Annotated in this window: 19 protein-coding genes; 11 read left to right on the top strand and 8 right to left on the bottom strand. The window is 67.3% G+C overall.

What is annotated here, in order from left to right; all coding sequences use genetic code 11:
* The coding region (locus VLF18_RS00990; RefSeq protein WP_325277747.1) for a LysR family transcriptional regulator at positions 1–402 on the bottom strand (402 nt) is incomplete at its 3' end.
* 137 nt (positions 403–539) lie between these two features.
* Here VLF18_RS00990 and VLF18_RS00995 point away from each other — a divergent pair.
* Together VLF18_RS00995 and VLF18_RS01000 are read left to right on the top strand one after the other, a co-directional pair.
* Complete coding sequence (locus tag VLF18_RS00995; RefSeq protein ID WP_325277748.1) at positions 540–1079, top strand: peroxiredoxin; 540 nt, start codon at positions 540–542, stop codon at positions 1077–1079.
* A gap of 188 nt (positions 1080–1267) precedes the next feature.
* Positions 1268–1798, top strand: a complete 531-nt coding sequence (locus VLF18_RS01000; RefSeq protein ID WP_325277749.1) for a carboxymuconolactone decarboxylase family protein — start codon at positions 1268–1270, stop codon at positions 1796–1798.
* A gap of 79 nt (positions 1799–1877) precedes the next feature.
* Here VLF18_RS01000 and VLF18_RS01005 read toward each other — a convergent pair whose 3' ends face one another.
* Genes VLF18_RS01005 through VLF18_RS01020 form a run of 4 tightly spaced genes read right to left on the bottom strand, consistent with a single transcriptional unit; the run spans position 1878 to position 4297 of the window.
* On the bottom strand, positions 1878–2237 hold the full coding sequence (locus VLF18_RS01005; protein WP_325277750.1) for a roadblock/LC7 domain-containing protein: 360 nt from the start codon (positions 2235–2237) through the stop codon (positions 1878–1880).
* Between the two features lie 46 nt (positions 2238–2283).
* Positions 2284–2730 carry a hypothetical protein gene (locus VLF18_RS01010; protein ID WP_325277751.1) on the bottom strand — a complete coding sequence of 149 codons (447 nt, stop codon included), beginning with the start codon at positions 2728–2730 and terminating at the stop codon, positions 2284–2286.
* Positions 2727–3326, bottom strand: coding sequence for a GTP-binding protein (locus VLF18_RS01015; RefSeq protein ID WP_325277752.1), 600 nt, complete (start codon positions 3324–3326; stop codon positions 2727–2729). Before VLF18_RS01015 ends, VLF18_RS01010 begins: the two co-directional genes overlap by 4 nt.
* Positions 3323–4297, bottom strand: coding sequence for a hypothetical protein (locus tag VLF18_RS01020; protein WP_325277753.1), 975 nt, complete (start codon positions 4295–4297; stop codon positions 3323–3325). The genes VLF18_RS01015 and VLF18_RS01020 overlap by 4 nt, the downstream gene beginning before the upstream one ends.
* 454 nt (positions 4298–4751) lie before the next feature.
* Between VLF18_RS01020 and VLF18_RS01025 the strand changes: the two genes are divergently transcribed.
* From VLF18_RS01025 to VLF18_RS01035, 3 genes are all read left to right on the top strand, one after another.
* Positions 4752–5588: a DUF4097 family beta strand repeat-containing protein gene (locus tag VLF18_RS01025; protein WP_325277754.1), complete on the top strand. Its 837-nt coding sequence runs from the start codon at positions 4752–4754 to the stop codon at positions 5586–5588.
* An 81-nt stretch (positions 5589–5669) separates the two neighbouring features.
* Positions 5670–8360 (top strand): M1 family metallopeptidase, encoded by a 2691-nt coding sequence (locus tag VLF18_RS01030; RefSeq protein WP_325277755.1) that lies wholly within the window; start codon positions 5670–5672, stop codon positions 8358–8360.
* Between the two features lie 152 nt (positions 8361–8512).
* On the top strand, positions 8513–9064 hold the full coding sequence (locus tag VLF18_RS01035) for a Pycsar system effector family protein (RefSeq protein ID WP_325277756.1): 552 nt from the start codon (positions 8513–8515) through the stop codon (positions 9062–9064).
* A gap of 96 nt (positions 9065–9160) precedes the next feature.
* On the opposite strand, the gene VLF18_RS01040 is transcribed toward VLF18_RS01035, so the two are convergent.
* The 3 genes from VLF18_RS01040 to VLF18_RS01050 all read right to left on the bottom strand — a co-directional run bounded on the left by VLF18_RS01040 (position 9161) and on the right by VLF18_RS01050 (position 13055).
* A complete protein-coding gene (locus VLF18_RS01040; protein ID WP_325277757.1) occupies positions 9161–9628 on the bottom strand; it encodes a DUF4442 domain-containing protein in 468 nt (155 codons plus the stop codon).
* Positions 9629–9695: 67 nt separating this feature from the next.
* Complete coding sequence (locus tag VLF18_RS01045) at positions 9696–12164, bottom strand: acyl-CoA dehydrogenase (RefSeq protein ID WP_325277758.1); 2469 nt, start codon at positions 12162–12164, stop codon at positions 9696–9698.
* 18 nt (positions 12165–12182) lie between these two features.
* On the bottom strand, positions 12183–13055 hold the full coding sequence (locus VLF18_RS01050; protein WP_414717168.1) for an alpha/beta fold hydrolase: 873 nt from the start codon (positions 13053–13055) through the stop codon (positions 12183–12185).
* 163 nt (positions 13056–13218) lie between these two features.
* Between VLF18_RS01050 and VLF18_RS01055 the strand changes: the two genes are divergently transcribed.
* From VLF18_RS01055 to VLF18_RS01080, 6 genes are all read left to right on the top strand, one after another.
* Positions 13219–13803, top strand: coding sequence for a helix-turn-helix domain-containing protein (locus VLF18_RS01055; RefSeq protein ID WP_325277760.1), 585 nt, complete (start codon positions 13219–13221; stop codon positions 13801–13803).
* 131 nt (positions 13804–13934) lie between these two features.
* Positions 13935–15710, top strand: coding sequence for a phosphoenolpyruvate carboxykinase (GTP) (locus tag VLF18_RS01060; protein ID WP_325277761.1), 1776 nt, complete (start codon positions 13935–13937; stop codon positions 15708–15710).
* Between the two features lie 86 nt (positions 15711–15796).
* Positions 15797–16714, top strand: a complete 918-nt coding sequence (locus tag VLF18_RS01065; RefSeq protein WP_325277762.1) for a histone deacetylase — start codon at positions 15797–15799, stop codon at positions 16712–16714.
* 68 nt (positions 16715–16782) lie between these two features.
* The gene (locus VLF18_RS01070; protein ID WP_325277763.1) at positions 16783–17337 is read left to right on the top strand and encodes an RNA polymerase sigma factor; all 555 of its coding nucleotides are present in this window, start codon (positions 16783–16785) and stop codon (positions 17335–17337) included.
* Positions 17334–17819 carry a hypothetical protein gene (locus VLF18_RS01075; RefSeq protein ID WP_325277764.1) on the top strand — a complete coding sequence of 162 codons (486 nt, stop codon included), beginning with the start codon at positions 17334–17336 and terminating at the stop codon, positions 17817–17819. Before VLF18_RS01070 ends, VLF18_RS01075 begins: the two co-directional genes overlap by 4 nt.
* Before the next feature lie 17 nt (positions 17820–17836).
* Positions 17837–18739, top strand: coding sequence for a DUF4097 family beta strand repeat-containing protein (locus VLF18_RS01080; RefSeq protein WP_325277765.1), 903 nt, complete (start codon positions 17837–17839; stop codon positions 18737–18739).
* Positions 18740–18820: the final 81 nt, after the last annotated feature.

Here is an 18820-nt window from a genome sequence, read left to right on the forward strand (position 1 = left end):
CGCGAGCAGCGTCTCGGTCTTTTCCTCGGTCAGCAGCAGTTCGAGCCGCGGAAAGCGGGTGCGCAGCCCCGGAATCACATGCGGCAGCAGATACGGGCCGAGCGTCGGGAAGATGCCGAGGCGCAGACTGCCCGATTCGGGGTCCTTCGTGCGCCGCGCGATCGCGCGGATCTGTTCGACCTCGTCGAGCACATGGCGCGCGCGCGTCGCAATCTCGCGCCCGACCTCGGTCAGCAGTATCTTGCGCGGGGTTCGTTCGACCAGCGCCACGTCGAGCTCGTCTTCCAGCTTCTTGATCTGGGTGGACAGCGTGGGTTGGCTGACGAAACTCGCATCGGCGGCGCGGCCGAAGTGCTTGTGTTCGGCCAGGGCGACCAGATAACGCAGATCTCGCAGGTTCATGGCGATGTCATAGCCCGAATCTATCGTCGCGATGCTATCAATTGATTGGCTAGATGGAAATGCGGCGCGTAAGCTGCGCCGGTCCGTTTTACTCCCTTCGACCGAAGGGACTCGCATTCAACCCCAAGGAGTGAACCATGCTCAGCGTTGGTGAGAAGTTTCCGCAGTTCAACGTCAAGGCCACCGTTTCGACGGATCTGAAGAACGCCTTCGTCGACATCAACAACGACACCTACAAGGGCAAGTGGCTCGTCGTGTTCTTCTATCCGAAGGACTTCACCTTCGTCTGCCCGACCGAGATCACCGGCTTCGCCAAGCTCAACCAGGCCTTCCTCGACCGCGACGCGCAGGTCCTGACCGGTTCGACCGACTCGGAATTCGTGCACCACGCATGGCGCACGCATCACAAGGACCTCAACGGTCTGCCGTTCCCGATGCTGGCCGACGTCAAGCGCGAACTGACCTCGGCGCTGGGCATCCTCGACAAGGAAGCCGGCGTGGCGCAGCGCGCGACGTTCATCGTCGACCCGCAGGGCATCATCCGCTTCGTCTATGTGACCGACCTGTCGGTCGGCCGCAATCCGGAAGAAGTGCTGCGCGTGCTCGACGCGCTGCAGACCGACGAACTCTGCCCGTGCAACTGGCACCAGGGCGAAGACGTCATCAAGGTCGCCTGATCGCGACCGCTCCGCTCGCCGGCATTGCCGGCGAGCGGTTCCCGCGATGCGCCCGGCGCATCGCGCAATTCGACGGCCGGCCGGGCCACGCGCGATTTCCCCGCCGCAATCCGGCCTGTCAGTCCATTTTTATCTTTTGATAACAAGTGCCGATCCGCAGCCGCGGTCGCGCCGCAGAGGAGCGCTTCATGAGTGTCGCCGAACTCAAGTCCCAGATCCCCGACTACGCCAAGGATCTGCGTCTCAACCTCGATTCCGTGCTCAGCGAAGGCGGTGCGCCGGGCCTGAGCCGCAAGCAGATCGCACTGATCGCGCTGGCCTCGGCCATCGCGTCGCGCCACGAACCGCTGGTCGCGGCGCTGGCGGCCGAAGGTGCCGCGCACGCGAGCGAAGCCGAACTCAACGGCGCGCGCACGGCGGCTGCGATCATGGCGATGAACAACGTCTACTACCGCTTCACGCATCTCGTGGGCGACACCGAATATGCAAGCCTGCGCGCCGGACTGCGCATGAACGCGATGGCCAATCCCGGCTGCGACAAGGTCGACTTCGAGCTGTGCTCGCTGGCGGTTTCGGCGATCAACGGCTGCGGCATGTGCATGGACTCGCACGAGAAGACGCTGCGCAAGCATGAACTCACCGTGCAGGCCGTGCAGAGCGCCGTGCGCATCGCCGCGGTCGTGCATGCGGCGGCCGTGACGCTGGAACAGCGCGGCTGAGTCGGACGCGCCCACGCGTCCACGCAACGAAAAACGCGGCGCGAGGCCGCGTTTTTCGTTGCGGAGCCCGGAACGCCGATCAGGCGAATTCGAGGTTCTTCTCGAAGCTCTTGAGTTCGTGACGCGACAGCGCGAGGTTCGACTTCGAGCGATCGAGCACGACATAGAGAAACAGCGCGCTGTTGCGCTCGAGCGGGCGGATCAGGTGGTACTGGCGCTCCAGGCTGATCAGGATGTCCTCGATCGAGTCGTTGAGCTTCAGCGACGCCGCGACGCGGCGCTTGGATTTGACGACTTCCGCGTTGCCGCTGGCCGCGAGGTCGAGATCGACGCCGCCGCCGCCGAGCTTGGCCAGCGCCATGCCGCTGTCGGAATCGACGAGCGCCGCGCCGACGAAGCCGTCGATGCCCGAAAGGGGAGTGAGGTCGAGTTTTGCCATGGCAGTTTTCCCTGGAGAGTGAAGGCCCGCAGTCGGCGGGCGGCGGTCAAGTCGTCGCGACGGCGGCCGCCTGATGGCGGTCCAGCCATTCGTCGACGGCCGCGCCGATTTCGGCTGCAGTCGTGCGTGTTTCGTGCAGCAGGATGCCGAGATTCGTGGTCGGCCGCGCGAGCGTCGACACGACGAACAGTTCGCGCCGGCTCGGCACGCGCTGCGCGAGCAGCGTTCCGTTCATCGCGTTGACGACGACATATTGCGAGCGGTCGATGCGGACTTCGCGGCCGATCGTTTCGCCGAGCGCGACCATCGAACCGATCATCGCGGCGATGCGCTGCGGATCGGCATCGTTGTCGACGACGTGCGATACGAGGCGTCCATCCACGGTCGCAATCACGCAGCCGATCGCGGCCGGCACGCGCTGGTGCAGTGCGCGGACGGCATCGTCGATCGCGGTCCGGAGGATCTGCGGAAGCGTGCGGGAGAGCGGCGTCATGGCGTCCTCGCGTGCTGCACGAAGTGCAGCCATTCGTCGGTTTCGGCAGCCGCATCCGCGTCGCTGCGGCCGGCGGATTCGATCTGGGAAAACAGCAGGTCGAGCACGCCGAGCACGTCGTCGCGGCGGCGTACGTCGGCATCGACGACCGGCAGGAACTGGCCGCGCGCCGCGATGGCGTCGACGTAGTCGTCGAGCCCCGGCCGCGCATGCGTGTCGAGCCGGCCGACCGCGACGACGACGCGGCCGGCGTCGATCTGCGCGGCGAATGCGTCGAGGAAATGGGCCAGGTCGGCGAGCGGATCGGGGCGCGAGTTGTCGAGCAGCACGACGACGCCGAGCGCGCCTTCGGCCAGCAGCGGCCACATGAATTCGAAACGGCGCTGTCCCGGCGAGCCGTACAGATGCACGACGTGTCCCGTGTCGAGCGTGAGTTCGCCGTAGTCCATCGCGACCGTGGTCTCGGCCTTGTTGCATTCGTCCAGATCGGTGTTCGCGACTTCAGTGCTGATGGGCTCGATTGCGCTGATCGCGCGGATCGCGGTGGTCTTGCCGGCGCCCATCGGACCTGCGAACAGCAGCTTGATCTCGCTCATGGCCGCGCGATCCCGAGCGTGCGGCGCAGCGCCGAGACCGCGGCCCGGTCCGCGGCGTCGTTGCGCGGCGAAGGCGGCAGTGCGATGCGCGGAGGCGCCGCCGCCGCCGCGGCGTCGTGAAAGAAATCGCAGACGAAGCAGGCGTTGAGGAAGCCGTCGACGACGGCGCGCGGTGCGATGCCGCGTGCCTGCAGGCTGGTCCGGTCGTTGTCGCCGTTGCGCAGATAGTTGATGAGTTCGGCAAAGCTCGCGTGGCCGCCCGCGGCGAGGTAGGGCCAGCCCTTGAGGCGCAGACGCTCGACCGCGCGCAGCGCCGGCAGCGTGCCCTGTTCGCCGGACAGCAGGCCGAGCTGCCACAGCAGCGGCTTCATCGAGACGCCCGTACCGCCGGCGGCGTCGCCGTGGCGCGGAACCAGGTCCCAGCCGCCGCGTGCCATGGCCGCGACGAGTGCGGCCGCGTCGGGCCGGTCGTCGAGGGAGGCGTAGCGTGCCGTCGCGCTGCGCAGGTCGATGCGCGCGACGGTGCGTTCGCCGATATTCAGATCAGCGGCGTCGAACGCGTTCTGCGTGCGCAGTTCGCACCAGCGCTGCAGCCATTGCCGCGCGAGCGCCGACGGAGAGGACGGCGGCGGCGTCGCCGGAGCGGCACCGCGCGCGACGATCATCGTGGCGATGCCGTCGAGTGCCGCCGTCATCGCGCCGGCGCGCCAGGCGCCTTCGATGACGACGGTCTCGCTGCGGCCGTCGCGGCACCGGACATGGGCGAGCAGGTCCGGCGAAATCGCCTGGCCGTCTTCGCCGTGCAGTCGGAACGTCACGTCGGCATCGGCTGCATCGCTGAGCCGCCAGCGCGCGGCGTGATGCCGCTGTTCGCGCAGCAGGCCGTGCAGCATGCGCTCGACCAGCGATTTCAGATGGGTCGGCAGCGCGACCGCGATCGAAAACGGCGCCTCGTCGTGCGTGTTCATCATTGTCAAGACCACTGTGCGACAGCCCCGGTTGCCCAGGTTCGGGACGAACGCGCCCGTCGGCGTGCGCGTATCGCGACCGATCCGGTTTCTCGTGCGAATTGCTAACTGACGGCCTGTCGACCGGTGGGTCACAGGCAATGACATTCCAACCGCCATACGGGGTCGGCGGGAGGATTGTGGACTGTGGAGATCAGAAACGGCTCACAAAGAAATGCAAACAAATGAGAATCTTGCATATCTCAACTGCGACGACGTGACCTGCCCGAAGCCCATACTGGACCTTCGTACGATTGCGTTTGCCCGATTCAAACGCCACGGACGTATGAATTCCGGGCGGCCGCGGCGACCTCGACAGGCTTGCGCTGCCGCAGCGCTTTAAACCGTTCACCGCGCGCGTGCATCCGAACGACGTGCCGGCGTATCGAATGCCCGGCCCCCTTACAGCGAGCGAACCATGAAACGACTTCTCTGCGTGTCCGTTCTCGTTGCCGTCGCCGGTGCCGCTTCCGCCGACGACTGCGCCTTCCAGGCCAGGCGCGACCTCGACCTTCCGGCGGCGGGCGTCAAGCAACTGAAGCTGCAGACGCAGGCGGGCGACCTGCGGATTGTCGGCGTGGCCGGTCTGTCGACCGTCGAATTCCGCGGCAAGGCCTGCGCATCGACGGCCGAGCAGCTCGAAAAGCTGACGCTGCAGCACACCGCGGGCGCCGGCCGGCTCGACGTGAACACCACGGCTCCCGGCGACAACGACTTCAAGCTGTTCGGCTCGAACTACGCCTATATCGATCTCGAAGTGCGCATGCCGCAGGCGCTCGCACTCGAACTCGCCGACTCCTCGGGTGACACCGAAATCGCCGACGCCGGTCCGGTGGACCTGACCGACAGCTCCGGCGACATCAAGATCCGCGATCCGCGCGGCGACGTGCGCGTGCGCGATACCTCGGGCGACATCGACATCGATGAGGCCCAGGGCGCCATCACGATCGCGAGCGACAGCTCGGGCGATATCGAAATCGACGGTGCGCGGCGCGACGTCCTCGTCGAGGACGACAGCTCCGGCGACATCGAGATCGACAAGGTCGGCGGCAACGTGCGCGTCGGCCGCGACAGCTCGGGCGACATCAAGATCCGCCATGTCGCCGGCAGCGCCGAAGTCGGCAGCGACAGCAGCGGCATGATCTACGCGGACGACATCAAGGGCGATTTCCGCGTCGCGAGCAAGTCGGGCGGGCGCAGCAGCATCGAGTACGCCGACATCGGCGGCAAGGTCAGCGTGCCCGACTACGATTGAGGCAGCGGCGCCGGGCGCCCCCGGTGCTTGGGCGGCGACGACGCCGATGCTAGCCTCCGCCGGTTGCGCGGAGGATGGCGGATGAACGCATGGCGTCGGACGGCGGTGCTGTTGCTGTGGGCCTGGAGCGGTTTCGCGGCGGCGGATCAGCCGCCGCTCGGGAAGCTGCCTGAATCCGCGGTGCCGCTGCACTACGCGCTGCGTTTCCGCATCGATCCGGCGGCGGAAGGTTTCAGCGCGGCCGCAGCGATCCGCATCGCGCTGCGCGCGCCCTCCGATCACGTCTGGCTGCATGCGCGAGCCATGGACGTCGAGCGCGTCGAGTGGCGGGACGCCGCCGGGCGCACGCGCAAAGCCCGCTTCGTACCGATAAAGGACCGCGACGTCGCGCGCGTGGATTTCGGCGAGCGCGTCGCGGCGCAGGAACTCACGCTGCAGTTCGCCTACCGCGCGCGCTACAACGCGCAGCTCGAAGGGCTGTTCCGCACGCAGCGCGCGGGCAAGCCCTACGTCGTCACGCAGATGGAGCCGGTCAGCGCGCGGCGCGCGTTCCCGGGCTTCGACGAGCCGCGTTTCAAGACGCCGTTCGATCTGAGCATCGAACTGCCGGCCGGCGCGAAGGCCGTCGCGAACACGGCTCAGGTAACCGAAGAACCGCTCGACGGCGGCTGGCGCCGCATCAGCTTCCGCACGACGCCGAAACTGCCGACCTATCTGGTCGCGCTTGGCGTCGGCCCCTGGGACATCGTCGACGGCAAACCGATCGCACCGACGCGCTGGCGCGAAACGCCGGTGCCGCTGCGCGCAGTCGCGCCGCAGGGCGAGGGGCATCGCCTGGCCGAAGTGCTCGAGGCGACGCCGGCGATTCTCACGGCGCTCGAAGACTATTTCGGCTATCCGTATGCCTTCGGAAAGCTCGACCTGCTCGCCGCGCCGGACTTCAGCGCCGGTGCGATGGAGAATCCGGGCCTCGTGGTCTTTCGCGAATCGCTGCTGCTGCTCGACCGCAATACGCCGACCTTCCTGCGGCGCGCATCGTTCGAGGTCAACGCGCACGAACTTGCCCACCAGTGGTTCGGCGACACGGTCACGATGCCGTGGTGGGACGACCTGTGGCTCAACGAAGCGTTCGCGACCTGGATGGAAGGACGCATCACGCAGCGATTGCGCCCGGCCCATCGCGCCGACCTGCAGGGCATCGCCGCGGCACAGCATGCGATGGCCGCGGACAGTCTCGCGAGCGCGCGCCGCGTGCGGCAGCCGATCCGCGACAACGGCGACATCGAAGGCGCGTTCGACAGCCTGACCTACGGCAAGGGCGCCGCGGTGCTCGGCATGTTCGAAGCCTGGCTCGGCGAGAACGTGTTCCGCGAAGGACTGCGCCAGTACATGCGCGATCACGCGTTCGCGAGCGCGACGTCGGATGACCTGATCGCGGCGCTGCAGAAAGCCGGCGACAAGGACGCGCGCTTCGGCGCGGCGGTGCGCAGCTTTCTGGACCAGCCCGGCGTGCCGCTGGTGCGCAGCGAGCTGACCTGCGACGGCGGCAAGCCGCAGCTCGCGCTCGTGCAGCAGCGCTATTTTCCGCTCGGCTCCGGCGGCAATGCCGCCGAACAGCGCTGGGGCATTCCGTTCTGCGTGCGACTGCAGCAGGGCGAGACCGCGTCGACGCAATGCCGGCTGTTCGACACGGCGTCCACGGCCATGCCGCTCGACGGTCCCTGTCCCGACTGGTATCTGCCGAACGCGCAGGCGCGCGGCTACTACCGCGTCGCGCTCGCCCGGACGGATCTCGCTGCACTGACGCGCGTCGCGGGCAAGCTCGACGATCGCGAGCAGCTCGCCTACGCCGACGCGATCAAGGCCGGATTCGAGCGCGGCGACGTCGATGCCGCGGCGGTGCTCGATGCGATCGGGCAGTTGTCCGCGGCCAGGACGCGCGAAGCCGCGTTCGCACTGCGGGAAACGCTGGTCTGGATCCGGCGCAATCTCGCCGACGACGCGACGCGCGCGGCGATCGACGCCTACGTCGAGCGGCGCTACCTGCCGCGCCTGACCGCGCTCGGCTATCTGCGGCGCGACGGCGAAAGCGAAGACGACGCGCTGTGGCGCGCCGATCTCGTCGAGCTGCTCGCGCGCACGATCGAGAGCAAGCCGGTGCGCGCCGTGCTGGTCGCGCAGGGCAAGGCCGTGCTCGCGGGCGACGGCAACGGGCGACTGAGGTTCGGCGCGGCGAACTACGATCTGCTGGGCAGTGTGCTTGCGGTCACGGTGCAGGAGCTCGGGGCGCCCGCCGTCGACGCGCTGCTCGCCGAACTCGCGAACAACAGCGACGCGACGCTCCGGCTGAGCATGGCCATGGCGCTCGGCGCGACGGTCGATGCGAAGCTCGGCGAGCGCGTGCGCGAATTCGCGATCGGGCCGGGCGCCAGGATCGGCGAGACCGCCCGCATCCTGCGCACGCATCAATACGAGCCGCGCAATCGCGCGGCGCTGTGGGCCTGGTTCCAGCGCCGCTATGCCGAAGTCGTCGCGCACACGCCGGCCTTCGTTCACGGCGATCTGCCGGAACTCGTCGCCGAGGGCTGGTGCGAACGCGGCCAGGCGCGCAGCGTCGCGCAGTTCTTCGCGCGCGACGCCGGCAAGGTCGACGGCACCGCGCAGGGCCTCGCCCGGGCCGAGGAAGCGATCGTCCTGTGCGCCGCGCAGCGCGAGAAGCATGGGGCGGCTGCGCTGCAGCGCTGGGCGGAGAGTCAGGAAAAGAGGGAGTAGGAGTAGCAACTCGAGAAAGCTTGCTTCGCGGGGATCTGCGAATCCGACTGATGGCTGACGCCGACGGTGCCGAGACTCCAGCTCCTAAAAAGCGCGTCTCTAGTTACTCTCGACCCTTCCTCGCTACCATCCGCTCACAGGAGGGGCGGGCGATGAACGACTCGGATACCGGCCGCGGCCGGTTCGCGCAGGTGCCGGAGCGCAACACGTCGGACAACATCCTGCGGACCGCGCAGCAGCATCATGTGCACCTGTCGGCGATGGCCGACACGAAGGCGAACATCATCATCACGGTATCGTCGATCGTGCTGACGCTGTCGCTGGGCCGGCTCGACGAGCCCGGCCTGCGCGTGGCGGTGCTGATCCTGATCGGCTTCACGCTGCTCGCGCTGCTGCTCGCGATCCTCGCCGTGCTGCCGAAATACCGTCCGCTGCGGCTCGACAGCGAAGTGCTGCCGCCGCACTTCAATCTGCTGTTCTTCGGCCATTTCTCGGAAATCTCGCGCGAACGCTTCCTCGACGAGATGGCGCGCACGCTTGCGCCCGACGGCTCGATCTACGAGGCCCAGGCCAAGGATCTCTATTCGCTCGGCATCTATCTCGCGCGCCACAAGTATCGTTATCTGCGTTTGAGCTATTTGTTTTTTCTGGCGGGGTTCGTGCTGGCAAGCGCGGAGCAGGCGCTGCGGCTGGCGCTCGCGTGACTTGGAGACCGAGAAAAGAGTGCAAGGGAGTGAGAAACGGGTAAAGGCACAGCGCAACGCGGCTCGCGATTCCCGCTCCTCGGCACTCGTTCCTTGTCACGTCTTTCGCGGGCTGACCCACATCGCGATGTCGGCGTCGAAGACGACGTCGTTCTGTGCGTCGCGCACTTCGACGATCGCATGCAGCTCCTGGGCGACAGTCGGATCGGCGACGGCGGGCACGGTCGCGGTAGCGGTCATCGTGCCGGTCGCCTTTTTCAGATAGCGCACGCTCATGCCTTTCGGAATCCAGCGCATCGCGTCGGGAATCGTCGCGTCGGTCGCGAGGCCGCCGGCCATCTCGGCCATGTTGCACAGTGCGATCGCGTGCACGGTGCCGATGTGGTTCTGTACGCGGCGGCGCTGCCGGATGCGCACGACGCAGCGGCCGGCCGCCAGTTCGTCGACGGCCGGCGCGATGCTCGAGAAGTAGGGGGCGCGCCAGCAGATCAGCCGCGAGTAGAGCCAGCGGCCCGCCGCGGACTTGCCGCAGCGGCGGAACAGTTGCAGAGCCTGTGAAGCCATGGACGGACCTTGCGCGAATTGGCGGAATCGCCGGCCGCCGCGCACGCGGCGGCCGGCATCGCAGGACTCAGGCGACGGAGCGCAGCACGGTCTTGCCGTGCTTGACCGCGGCTTCGAGGTCGCGCGGATCGAAGTCGTCGACGCTGATGAACTCGAATGTCGCCGCGCGCACGCGTTCGAGCAGCTTGCGCTCCTCGCTCGTGATGCCGCCGGCGGCTTCGGCTTCGGCGAGCTGGCCGGCGTAGTCGTAGGCCTTGACCTCGATCGTCTTGACGGCCTTGAGGAACTTGCGTTCGACCGGCTCGGCCGCGATCACGTCGGCGAGCAGCGCGTTCATGCGGCCGATCGGGTTGTTCGCGCTCGGCGTCAGATAGACGTCGCCGGCGAGGCGGTCGCGCGTCTCGTTCGGCGTGCAGAGGATCGCGGCGACGCGGCGGCCGAGGCGGTCCGACGGCGGCACTTCGCGGCGGCCTAGCGGGAAGATCAGCACGCGCAGCAGCCAGGCGACCGGGCGCAGCGGGAAGTTGCGCAGCACGCCGTCGAGCGCCATCTGCATGCGCCAGACGCTGTCGTGGAACGCCCACGCGAGCATCGGCTGGTCCGCGACCGGACGGCCCTGGTCTTCATAGCGCTTGAGCATCGCCGAGGCGATGTACAGATTCGACAGCACGTCGCCGAGGCGCGCCGACAGTTTTTCCTTGAACTTGAGCTTGCCGCCGAGAATCAGCATCGACGTGTCCGCCGTCAGCGCGAGCGCCGCGGCGTAGCGATTGAGCTTGCGGTAGAAGCGGCGCGTGTATTTGTCGCCCGGCGCCGAGCCGATCTTCGCGTGGGTCAGGCCCAGCACGAAGCTGCGCACCGCGTTGGAGATCGCAAAGCCGATGTGGCCGAACAGCGCCTTGTCGAAGGCCTTGAGGCGCTCGGCATAGTCGGCGATCTGCGTCGCTTCCATTTCCTTGAGCACGAACGGATGGCAGCGGATCGCGCCCTGGCCGAAGATCATCATGCTGCGCGTGAGGATGTTCGCACCCTCGACGGTGATCGCGATCGGCGCGCCCTGCCACGCGCGGCCCGCGTAGTTCTTCGGGCCGAGGATCACGCCCTTGCCGCCGTGCACGTCCATGACGTCCTTGGCGATCTCGCGGCCGAGTTCGGTCGCGTGGTACTTCGCGATCGCCGACGGCACCGACGGTTTTTCGCCGCGATCGACGGCCGCCGCCGTCGCGCGCGACAGTGCGCTGATGGCATAGGTATAGCCGCCGATGCGTGCGAGCGCTTCCTCGACACCTTCGAAGCGGCCGATCGCCATGCCGAACTGCTTGCGGATGCGCGCATAGGCGCCTGTCGCGATCGAGCCGATGCGCGCCGCACCGGTGGCGTTGGACGGCAGCGAGATCGCGCGGCCGACCGACAGGCACTCGACGAGCATGCGCCAGCCTTCGCCGGCCATTTCCGGGCCGCCGATCAGCTGCGACAGCGGTACGAATACGTCCTTGCCGCGCACCGGCCCGTTCTGGAACGGAATGTTCAGCGGCATGTGGCGGCGGCCGATTTCCAGTCCCTTCGTATCGCGCGGCAGCAGCGCGAGCGTGATGCCGAGATCCTCGGTGTCGCCGAGCAGCTTTTCCGGGTCGTACATGCGGAACGCGAGACCGACGACGGTCGCGATCGGCGCCAGCGTGATGTAGCGCTTGTCGAAGGTCAGGCGCACGCCGAGCACGTTCGCGCCGTTCCACTCGCCCTTGCAGACCACGCCGTAGTCGGGAATCGAGGTCGCGTCCGAGCCGGCATAGGGGCCGGTCAGCGCGAAGCACGGAATCTCGCGGCCGTCGGCGAGGCGCGGCAGGTAATAGTCTTTTTGTTCCTTCGTGCCATAGTGCAGCAGCAACTCGGCCGGGCCCAGCGAATTCGGTACGGCGACGGTGGAGCCTATCGTCGTGGAGATGCTCGCGAGCTTCTGCAGCACCACCGAGTGCGCGAGCGCCGAGAACTGCAGACCGCCGTATTCGCGCGGAATGATCATGCCGAAGAACTTGTTCTTCTTGAGGAACTCCCAGACCGGCGGCGGCAGGTCGGCGAGTTCGTGCGTGATCTCCCAGTCGTTGACCATGCGGCAGAGCTCTTCGACCGGGCCGTCGAGGAACGCGCGTTCGTCGGCCGACAGCGTCGGTACCGGCTCGCGCAGCAGGCGGTTCCAGTTCGGCTTGCCGCTGAACAGCTCGCCCTCGAAGCCGACAGTGCCGGCCTCCAGCGCGATCTTCTCGGTCGGCGAAAGCTGCGGCGTGATCTTCTGGTAGATCGCGAGCAGCGGAGCGGTCAGGCGCTTGCGCCGGAAATCGACGAGATTCAGCGGCAACGCGACCAGTGCGAACACCAGCAGCGTGGCCGTCGTCGCGAACCAGTGGGCATCGGCCGCGACGCCGGTAGCGACGATGGCCAGTGCGGTCGCGGCAGTCCAGGTGCGCAGCCCTGCGCGTCGATACGAGCAGGCCAGCGATACGAGGATCGCGGCGAGCAGGGGTAGCCAGTGTTGCATGATGAACTCCTCAGAAGATCAGTTCCGTCCCCGAGGAAGGGTCCGGACAAAGGAAAGCACAGCATCGGTGAACAGGTCATTTCGGTCGCCGGCGACCATGTGCGTGGCGCGCGGAACGACGACGTGCCGCGCCTGCGGCACGAGTTCCAGGAATTCGGCGATCGTTGCCTGCGAGACCACGTCGCTGTCGCTGCCCGACAGCAGCAGTACCGGTACGTCGATGCGCCGGGCGGCATCGACGAGCGCGGCCTGGTGGCGTTCGCCGTTTTCGGCGATGCGCTCGAGCAGGGCCGGATCCCAGTGCCAGCGGAAGCGTCCGTCGTCGCGCGGAACGAGCAGCGACTGCAGCCGCTGCGGCGAGCGCGTCTCGCGGCGGTGCGGCAGATAGGCCGCAATGCTCGCGGCCGCTTCGTCCAGCGACGCGAATCCGTCGGGATGTGCGCGCATGAACGCAAGAATGCGCTCGACCCCGGCGGCTTCCCAGCGCGGCGTGATGTCGACGAGGACCAGCGCGCGGAACAGGTTAGGGTTGCGCGCCTGCGCGAGCAGTCCGACCAGGCCGCCGAACGAGGCGCCGACCAGCACCGCCGACGGGCCGGCAAAAGCGGCCATGAGTTCGAGGTCGGCGACGAATTGATCGATCTCGTAACCCCCGTCCGGGTGCCAGTCGCTGGCTCCGTGACCGCGTGCATCGGCACAAAGGCAGAGGAAATTCTGGTTCGCGAGGTGGGCGGCGGTCGCCTGCCAGGCCTGACGCGTCTGGCCGAAGCCGTGCGTGAACACGAGCGACGCGTTGCCGGCCATGCCGTGCAAATCGCAGGAAAGCGACAGCCCGTCGGCCGCCAGAAGGTTCACTGCGGCCTTATGATTCAACAGTTTGGATGGTGTCATACGGGCGTCAAACATACGTTTAAATAGTGCCTGGGATCTAGAGTATTCAATCCGAGATACGTGGGGATCCAATCAAATCTTTCTGAACAGAGGTCTCCATACGGATCGCACAAGTAGTTTCGAAGCCGTCGCCGCCCTGTCGGTGGTTGTCGGAAGCGAAGCCATGAATCAAGCAAGCGTGACCCCTCTCGAAAACCGCAGTCGCCTCTCCGCAGCGGATTGGGAACAAGCCGCCCTTGAAGCGATTGCCGAAAACGGCGTCGGAGCCGCCGCGGTCGAGCCGCTGGCACGCCGCCTTGGTGTGACCAAGGGCAGTTTCTACTGGCATTTCCCGACGCGCGAAGCGCTGCTCAAGGCCTCGCTCGAGCGCTGGGAACGGGCCGACGAGGAAGAATTCATCGGCGTCGAGCCGATCCGGGAACCGCGCGAACGCCTGCGCGAGCTGTTCCGCCGCACGAGCCGGGAAATGCAGTCGCATGTCGTGTATTCGGCGCTGCTCCGGGCGCTCGACCATCCGGTCGTCCAGCCGGTCATGTCGCGGGTGTCGCAGCGGCGCATCGACTTCCTGACCGTGGCCTACCGCCAGCTCGGCCTTGACCGGATCGCCGCGTCCTACCGCGCGCGCCTCGCCTACGCGGCGTACGCCGGTTTCCTGCAACTGTCGCTGCAGCTCGGCCTGCCGCGTCTGTCGCATGCCGAGTTCGACGAATACGTCGAGCACACGATTTCCACGCTGATTCCGTCGTGACAACTGTCGCTTAGCGCAAGTCGTTGATCCGGCTACGGGCCGCCAGCCGATTTGTTGCAATGCTGGCGGCCCGCCGCTAACGTGACCCGCCTCACTTTCAGGCAGGGCCCCGGCGGGCTCAGGATCAGGATATGGCTAGCAAGCTCGACGCGTTGAACCGATGGGTGGACGAAGCCGCCCGTCTGACGCAGCCGGACAGGATTCACTGGTGCGACGGTTCCGAGGCCGAATATCAGGCGCTCGTCGAACTGATGCTCGACACCGGAGACCTCAGCGAACTCAATCCGGCGACGCATCCGAACTGTTACCTGCACCGCTCGAATCCGAGCGATGTCGCCCGCGTCGAGCACCTGACCTTCGTCTGTTCGATCAACGCCGACGACGCCGGTCCGAACAATCATTGGATGGATCCGGTCGAGGCGCACGCCAAGGTCGACGCGCTGTTCGCCGGCTGCATGAAAGGCCGCACGCTCTACGTCATCCCGTACTGCATGGGTCCGATCGACTCCCCGCTCGCGCGGTGCGGCGTGGAGATCACCGACAGCCCCTACGTCGTGGCCAACATGCGCATCATGACCCGCATGGGCGCTGCGGCGCTCGCGCGCATCGAGCGCGAAGGCGGTTTCGTCAAGGGCCTCCATTCGACCGGCGACCTCGATCCGGCGAAGCGCTTCATCATGCACTTCCCCGAGGAACTGACGATCAAGTCGATCGGTTCCGGCTACGGCGGCAATGCGCTGCTCGGCAAGAAATGCCATGCGCTGCGCATCGCCTCGTGGCAGGCGCGCCAGGAAGGCTGGCTCGCCGAGCACATGCTGATCCTCGGCCTGGAGAGTCCCGAAGGCGAAACGCACTATGTCGCGGCGGCGTTCCCGTCGGCCTGCGGCAAGACGAATCTCGCAATGCTGATTCCGCCGGCGGCCTATCCGGGCTGGAAGGTCTGGACGATCGGCGACGACATCTGCTGGATGCAGCCAGGCCCCGACGGCCGTCTCTGGGCGATCAATCCGGAGGCCGGCTTCTTCGGCGTCGCGCCGGGCACGAGCCGCAACACGAATCCCAACGCACTCGCGATGCTCGATCACGATGCGATCTTCACCAACGTCGCCGAAACCGCCGACCACCAGCCCTGGTGGGAAGGCCTGCCCGAAGGCAAGCCGGCCAAGGACTGGCAGGGCCGCGACTACGATCCGGCCAACGGTCCCGCGGCTCACCCGAACTCGCGCTTCACCGTCAGCGCGAAGCAGTGCGCCAGCTGGTCGCCGCGCGCCGAAGATCCGCAGGGCGTGCCGATCTCGGCCATCATCTTCGGCGGCCGCCGCGAATCGCTGGTTCCGCTCGTGTTCGAATCGCGCGACTGGAATCACGGCGTGCTCGTCGGTGCGGCCATGGGCTCGGAAACCACGGCGGCGGCAACCGGTGCCGTCGGCGTGCTGCGACGCGACTCGATGGCGATGAAGCCGTTCTGCGGCTACAACTTCGCCGACTATTTCGCCCACTGGCTGAGCTTCGACCGGCCGAACACGAAGCTGCCGAAGATCTTCCACGTGAACTGGTTCCGCAAGGCCAACGGCAAGTTCGTCTGGCCGGGCTTCGGCGACAACATGCGCGTGCTGGAATGGATCGTCGGCCGCTGCAAGGGCACGACCGGCGCGGTCGAGACGCCGATCGGCAATCTGCCGCGCCGCGAAGACCTCAATCTTTCGGGCCTCAACCTCGGCGACGCCGAACTCGATCTGCTGCTGTCGGTCGATCGCGACGGCTGGGCGCGCGAATACGCGAGCATCGCCGAGTACCTCGATTCGTTCGGCGCGCGCACGCCCGATGCGCTCAAGCGCGAACACGCGCGCGTGCGCAGCGAACTGGCCGAGACCGAGGCGCTGCAGGCCAAGGTGGCGGTGGGCTGAGCGCTGGAAAGCGTGGCGAGGAGTGAGAAAAGAGTGGCGGGCTCCGCGCCGCACTCGTTTCTCACTTCTCTGAACCCGTTCCTCGCATGCGCGCTTACTACTGCCACCACTTCGTCCTGCCGCTGCCACCCGAGCACCGGTTTCCGATGGCGAAATACGCGCTGCTCTACGAGCGCGTTGCGGCGGCGGCCGGCGACTACGGCATCGAACTCGTCGAGCCGGCGCCTGCGAGCGACGCGGATCTGCGCCGCGCCCATGATGCCGGCTATGTCGCGCGTGCCGCGCGCGGCGAGCTCGAGGCGGCCGAGCTGCGCAAGATCGGCTTTCCGTGGTCGGCCGACATGATCGAGCGTTCGCGCCGGTCGAGCGGTGCGACCATGGCAGCGCTCGAAACCGCGTTGCGCGGCGGACGCATCGCGGTGAATCTCGCCGGCGGCACGCATCATGCGTTTGCGGACCACGGCGCCGGATACTGCGTGTTCAACGACTCCATCGTCGCGGCGCGGCATGTGCAGGCGCTCGGCCTCGCGCGGCGCGTGATCGTCATCGATCTCGACGTGCATCAGGGCAACGGCACGGCAGCGATCGCGCGCGGCGATCTGAGCATCTACACCTTCTCGATGCACGGCGAGCGCAATTATCCGGCGCTCAAGGAAACCGGCGATCTCGATGTCGAGCTGCCCGACGGCTGCGACGACCAAACCTATCTGTCCGCGCTGGCCAGGCACCTGCCGATCGCGTTGGCGGCCGCCCGCGCCGACGCGGCGATCTATCTCGCCGGTGCCGATCCGTTCCGCGACGACCGCCTCGGCCGGCTCGCGCTGAGCAAGGCGGGACTGGCCATGCGCGACGCCATGGTGCTCGATGCCTGCCTGCGGCATGATCTGCCGCTCGCGATCACCATGGCGGGCGGTTATGCGGCGGACGTCGCCGACATCGTGGACATCCACTGCGCCACGGTTCTGGCCGCCGCCGCCCGGCTGCGCGACGCGGTCGCGGTTTAAACCCCGCGTCCGGTTCCGGCATCAAAGCCGGCACCATGAATACTGCCTGCCTCCCCATGAGTCATGCGATGCCTGAGTCGGCGCCCGCAGCAGCCGCTGCCGACGACGGTGCCCTGGTGCGGCGTTCGATGAGCGGCGACATCCGCGCGTTCGAACTGCTGTATCGCAAGCACGTCGGTCGCGTCCACGGTGCGATATTGCGTATCGTCGGGATGAACCACGCGCGCGCAGAGGAACTCACGCAGGATGCCTTCGTGCGCGCATGGCAGAAACTGTCCGGTTTCCGCTTCGAAAGCGCGTTCTCGACCTGGCTGTACCGGCTCGGCGTCAATGTTGCGCTGATGGATCTGCGCGGCAGCGGCAACGAGCAGGCGGTCGAGGACGAGGTGCTCGAATTCGCCGCGGGCGGCGACGTTCCGTTCTGCGCCGGCGAACGCGCCGATCTGGAACAGGCCGTCGCCAAGCTGCCGCCGCGGGCGCGCGCCGTGCTCGTACTGCACGATGTGGAAGGGTGGAAACATGAAGAAATTGCAAGCGAGCTCGGCATGGCGGTCGGCTCGTCCAAGGCGCAACTGCACCGGGCCCGCGGCCTGGTGCGCAAACTCCTCGGAGCGGCAGCATGAGCGAGCATGACTTCCAGTGGCGGCGTCAGCTGCGCGACCTGTCCGGTCCGGCGCAGCCGCAGCGCGATCTTTGGCTCGACATCGCCTCGCGCATCGAGGCGGAGCAGGCCGCGGTACCGGTCGCCGCACCGCATCGGCGCCGCTGGGCCGCAGGCCTTGCCGTTGCCGCGAGCGTCGCGCTCGCCGTGCTCGTCGCCGGCGTGCTGCAGCGGCACTCGGCACCGTCGAACACCGTCGTGGCCGTGCGGCCTTCGACGAAATCCGATCCGGTCGCGGCCATGGCCGCGGTCGACGAACAGTTCAAGCAGGTGCGCACGCAGGATCCGCGCCTGGCCGCCGCCGCCGTCGAACTCGACGCCGCAGCGGAAGAGATTCGCCAGATGCTGCAGCAACAGCCCGACGCGGTGTTTCTCGTCGGGTTGCTCAACCGCACCAACGAACGACGGCTGAAACTTGCGCGCATGGGGCAAGCGTCGAGCTGATCCGTCCCGGAGACCACATGAAGATCAAATTGCTAGCTCTGAGCGTGCTCTTTGCCCCCTGCCTCGCGCTGGCCGGCACGCCCATCAACGAAACCCGCGACGTCGACGCGAACGCGCGCATCGACATCAGCAACGTCAAGGGCGCAGTCAACGTCAGCGCCTGGGACAAGAACCAGGTCGTCATCACCGGCTCGCTCGGCGAAGGCGTGAAACGTCTGGCGATCGACGGCGGAGGGAGTCTGCTTTCGGTACGCGTCGAAGGTCCCGACAAGTCCAAGGGCTGGCTCTGGGGTTCCGATTCCGCGATGCAGGAGACCGTGCTGAATCTCAAGGTTCCGCGCGCCGCGGCGCTCGAACTCGGCGTCGTCAGCGCCGAAGTCGCGATCGCCGACACCGTTGGCGGCGAAGTCCAGGTCGACTCGGTGTCCGGGCGCATCCGGCTGTCGGCCGTGCAGAGTCCGCACCTGCGCCTGGAAAGCGTCAGCGGCGACATCGAATTCGACGGCAAGGCCGACAAGGTGTCGATCGAGACGGTCAGCGGCGACGTCGTCGCGCGCGGCGTCGGCTCGGCGACGCGCATGGAAACCGTATCGGGCAACCTGCGCGTGGTCGCGAGCGCGCCGCTCAGGCAGACCGAAGCGAGCAGCGTTTCCGGCGACATCGAGATCAGCGGCGCGCTCGAGCGCGGCGGCCGCATCGAAATCGAAACCATGAGCGGCGACGTGCGCCTGAGCCTGCCGGCCAGTGTCTCGACGAAGATCCGGGCGGAAAGCTTCAGCGGCACGCTGCGCTCGGACTTCGGTACCGTCCGCAAGCCCGAGCATGGTCCCGGTTCCAGCCTCGAAGCCACCGCCGGCGGCGGCGACGGCGATGTGTCCGTCGACAGTTTCAGCGGAGACGTGACGATTCGGCGGGAGTGATCAACACGGGTAGGTTGTGGTGAGCCGCAGGCGAACCCCAACATCGAGGCGATTCCGACGCGAAAAGCCCGCGGGGAAACA

Source organism: Tahibacter sp., assembly GCF_035481375.1.
Lineage (GTDB): Bacteria > Pseudomonadota > Gammaproteobacteria > Xanthomonadales > Rhodanobacteraceae > Tahibacter.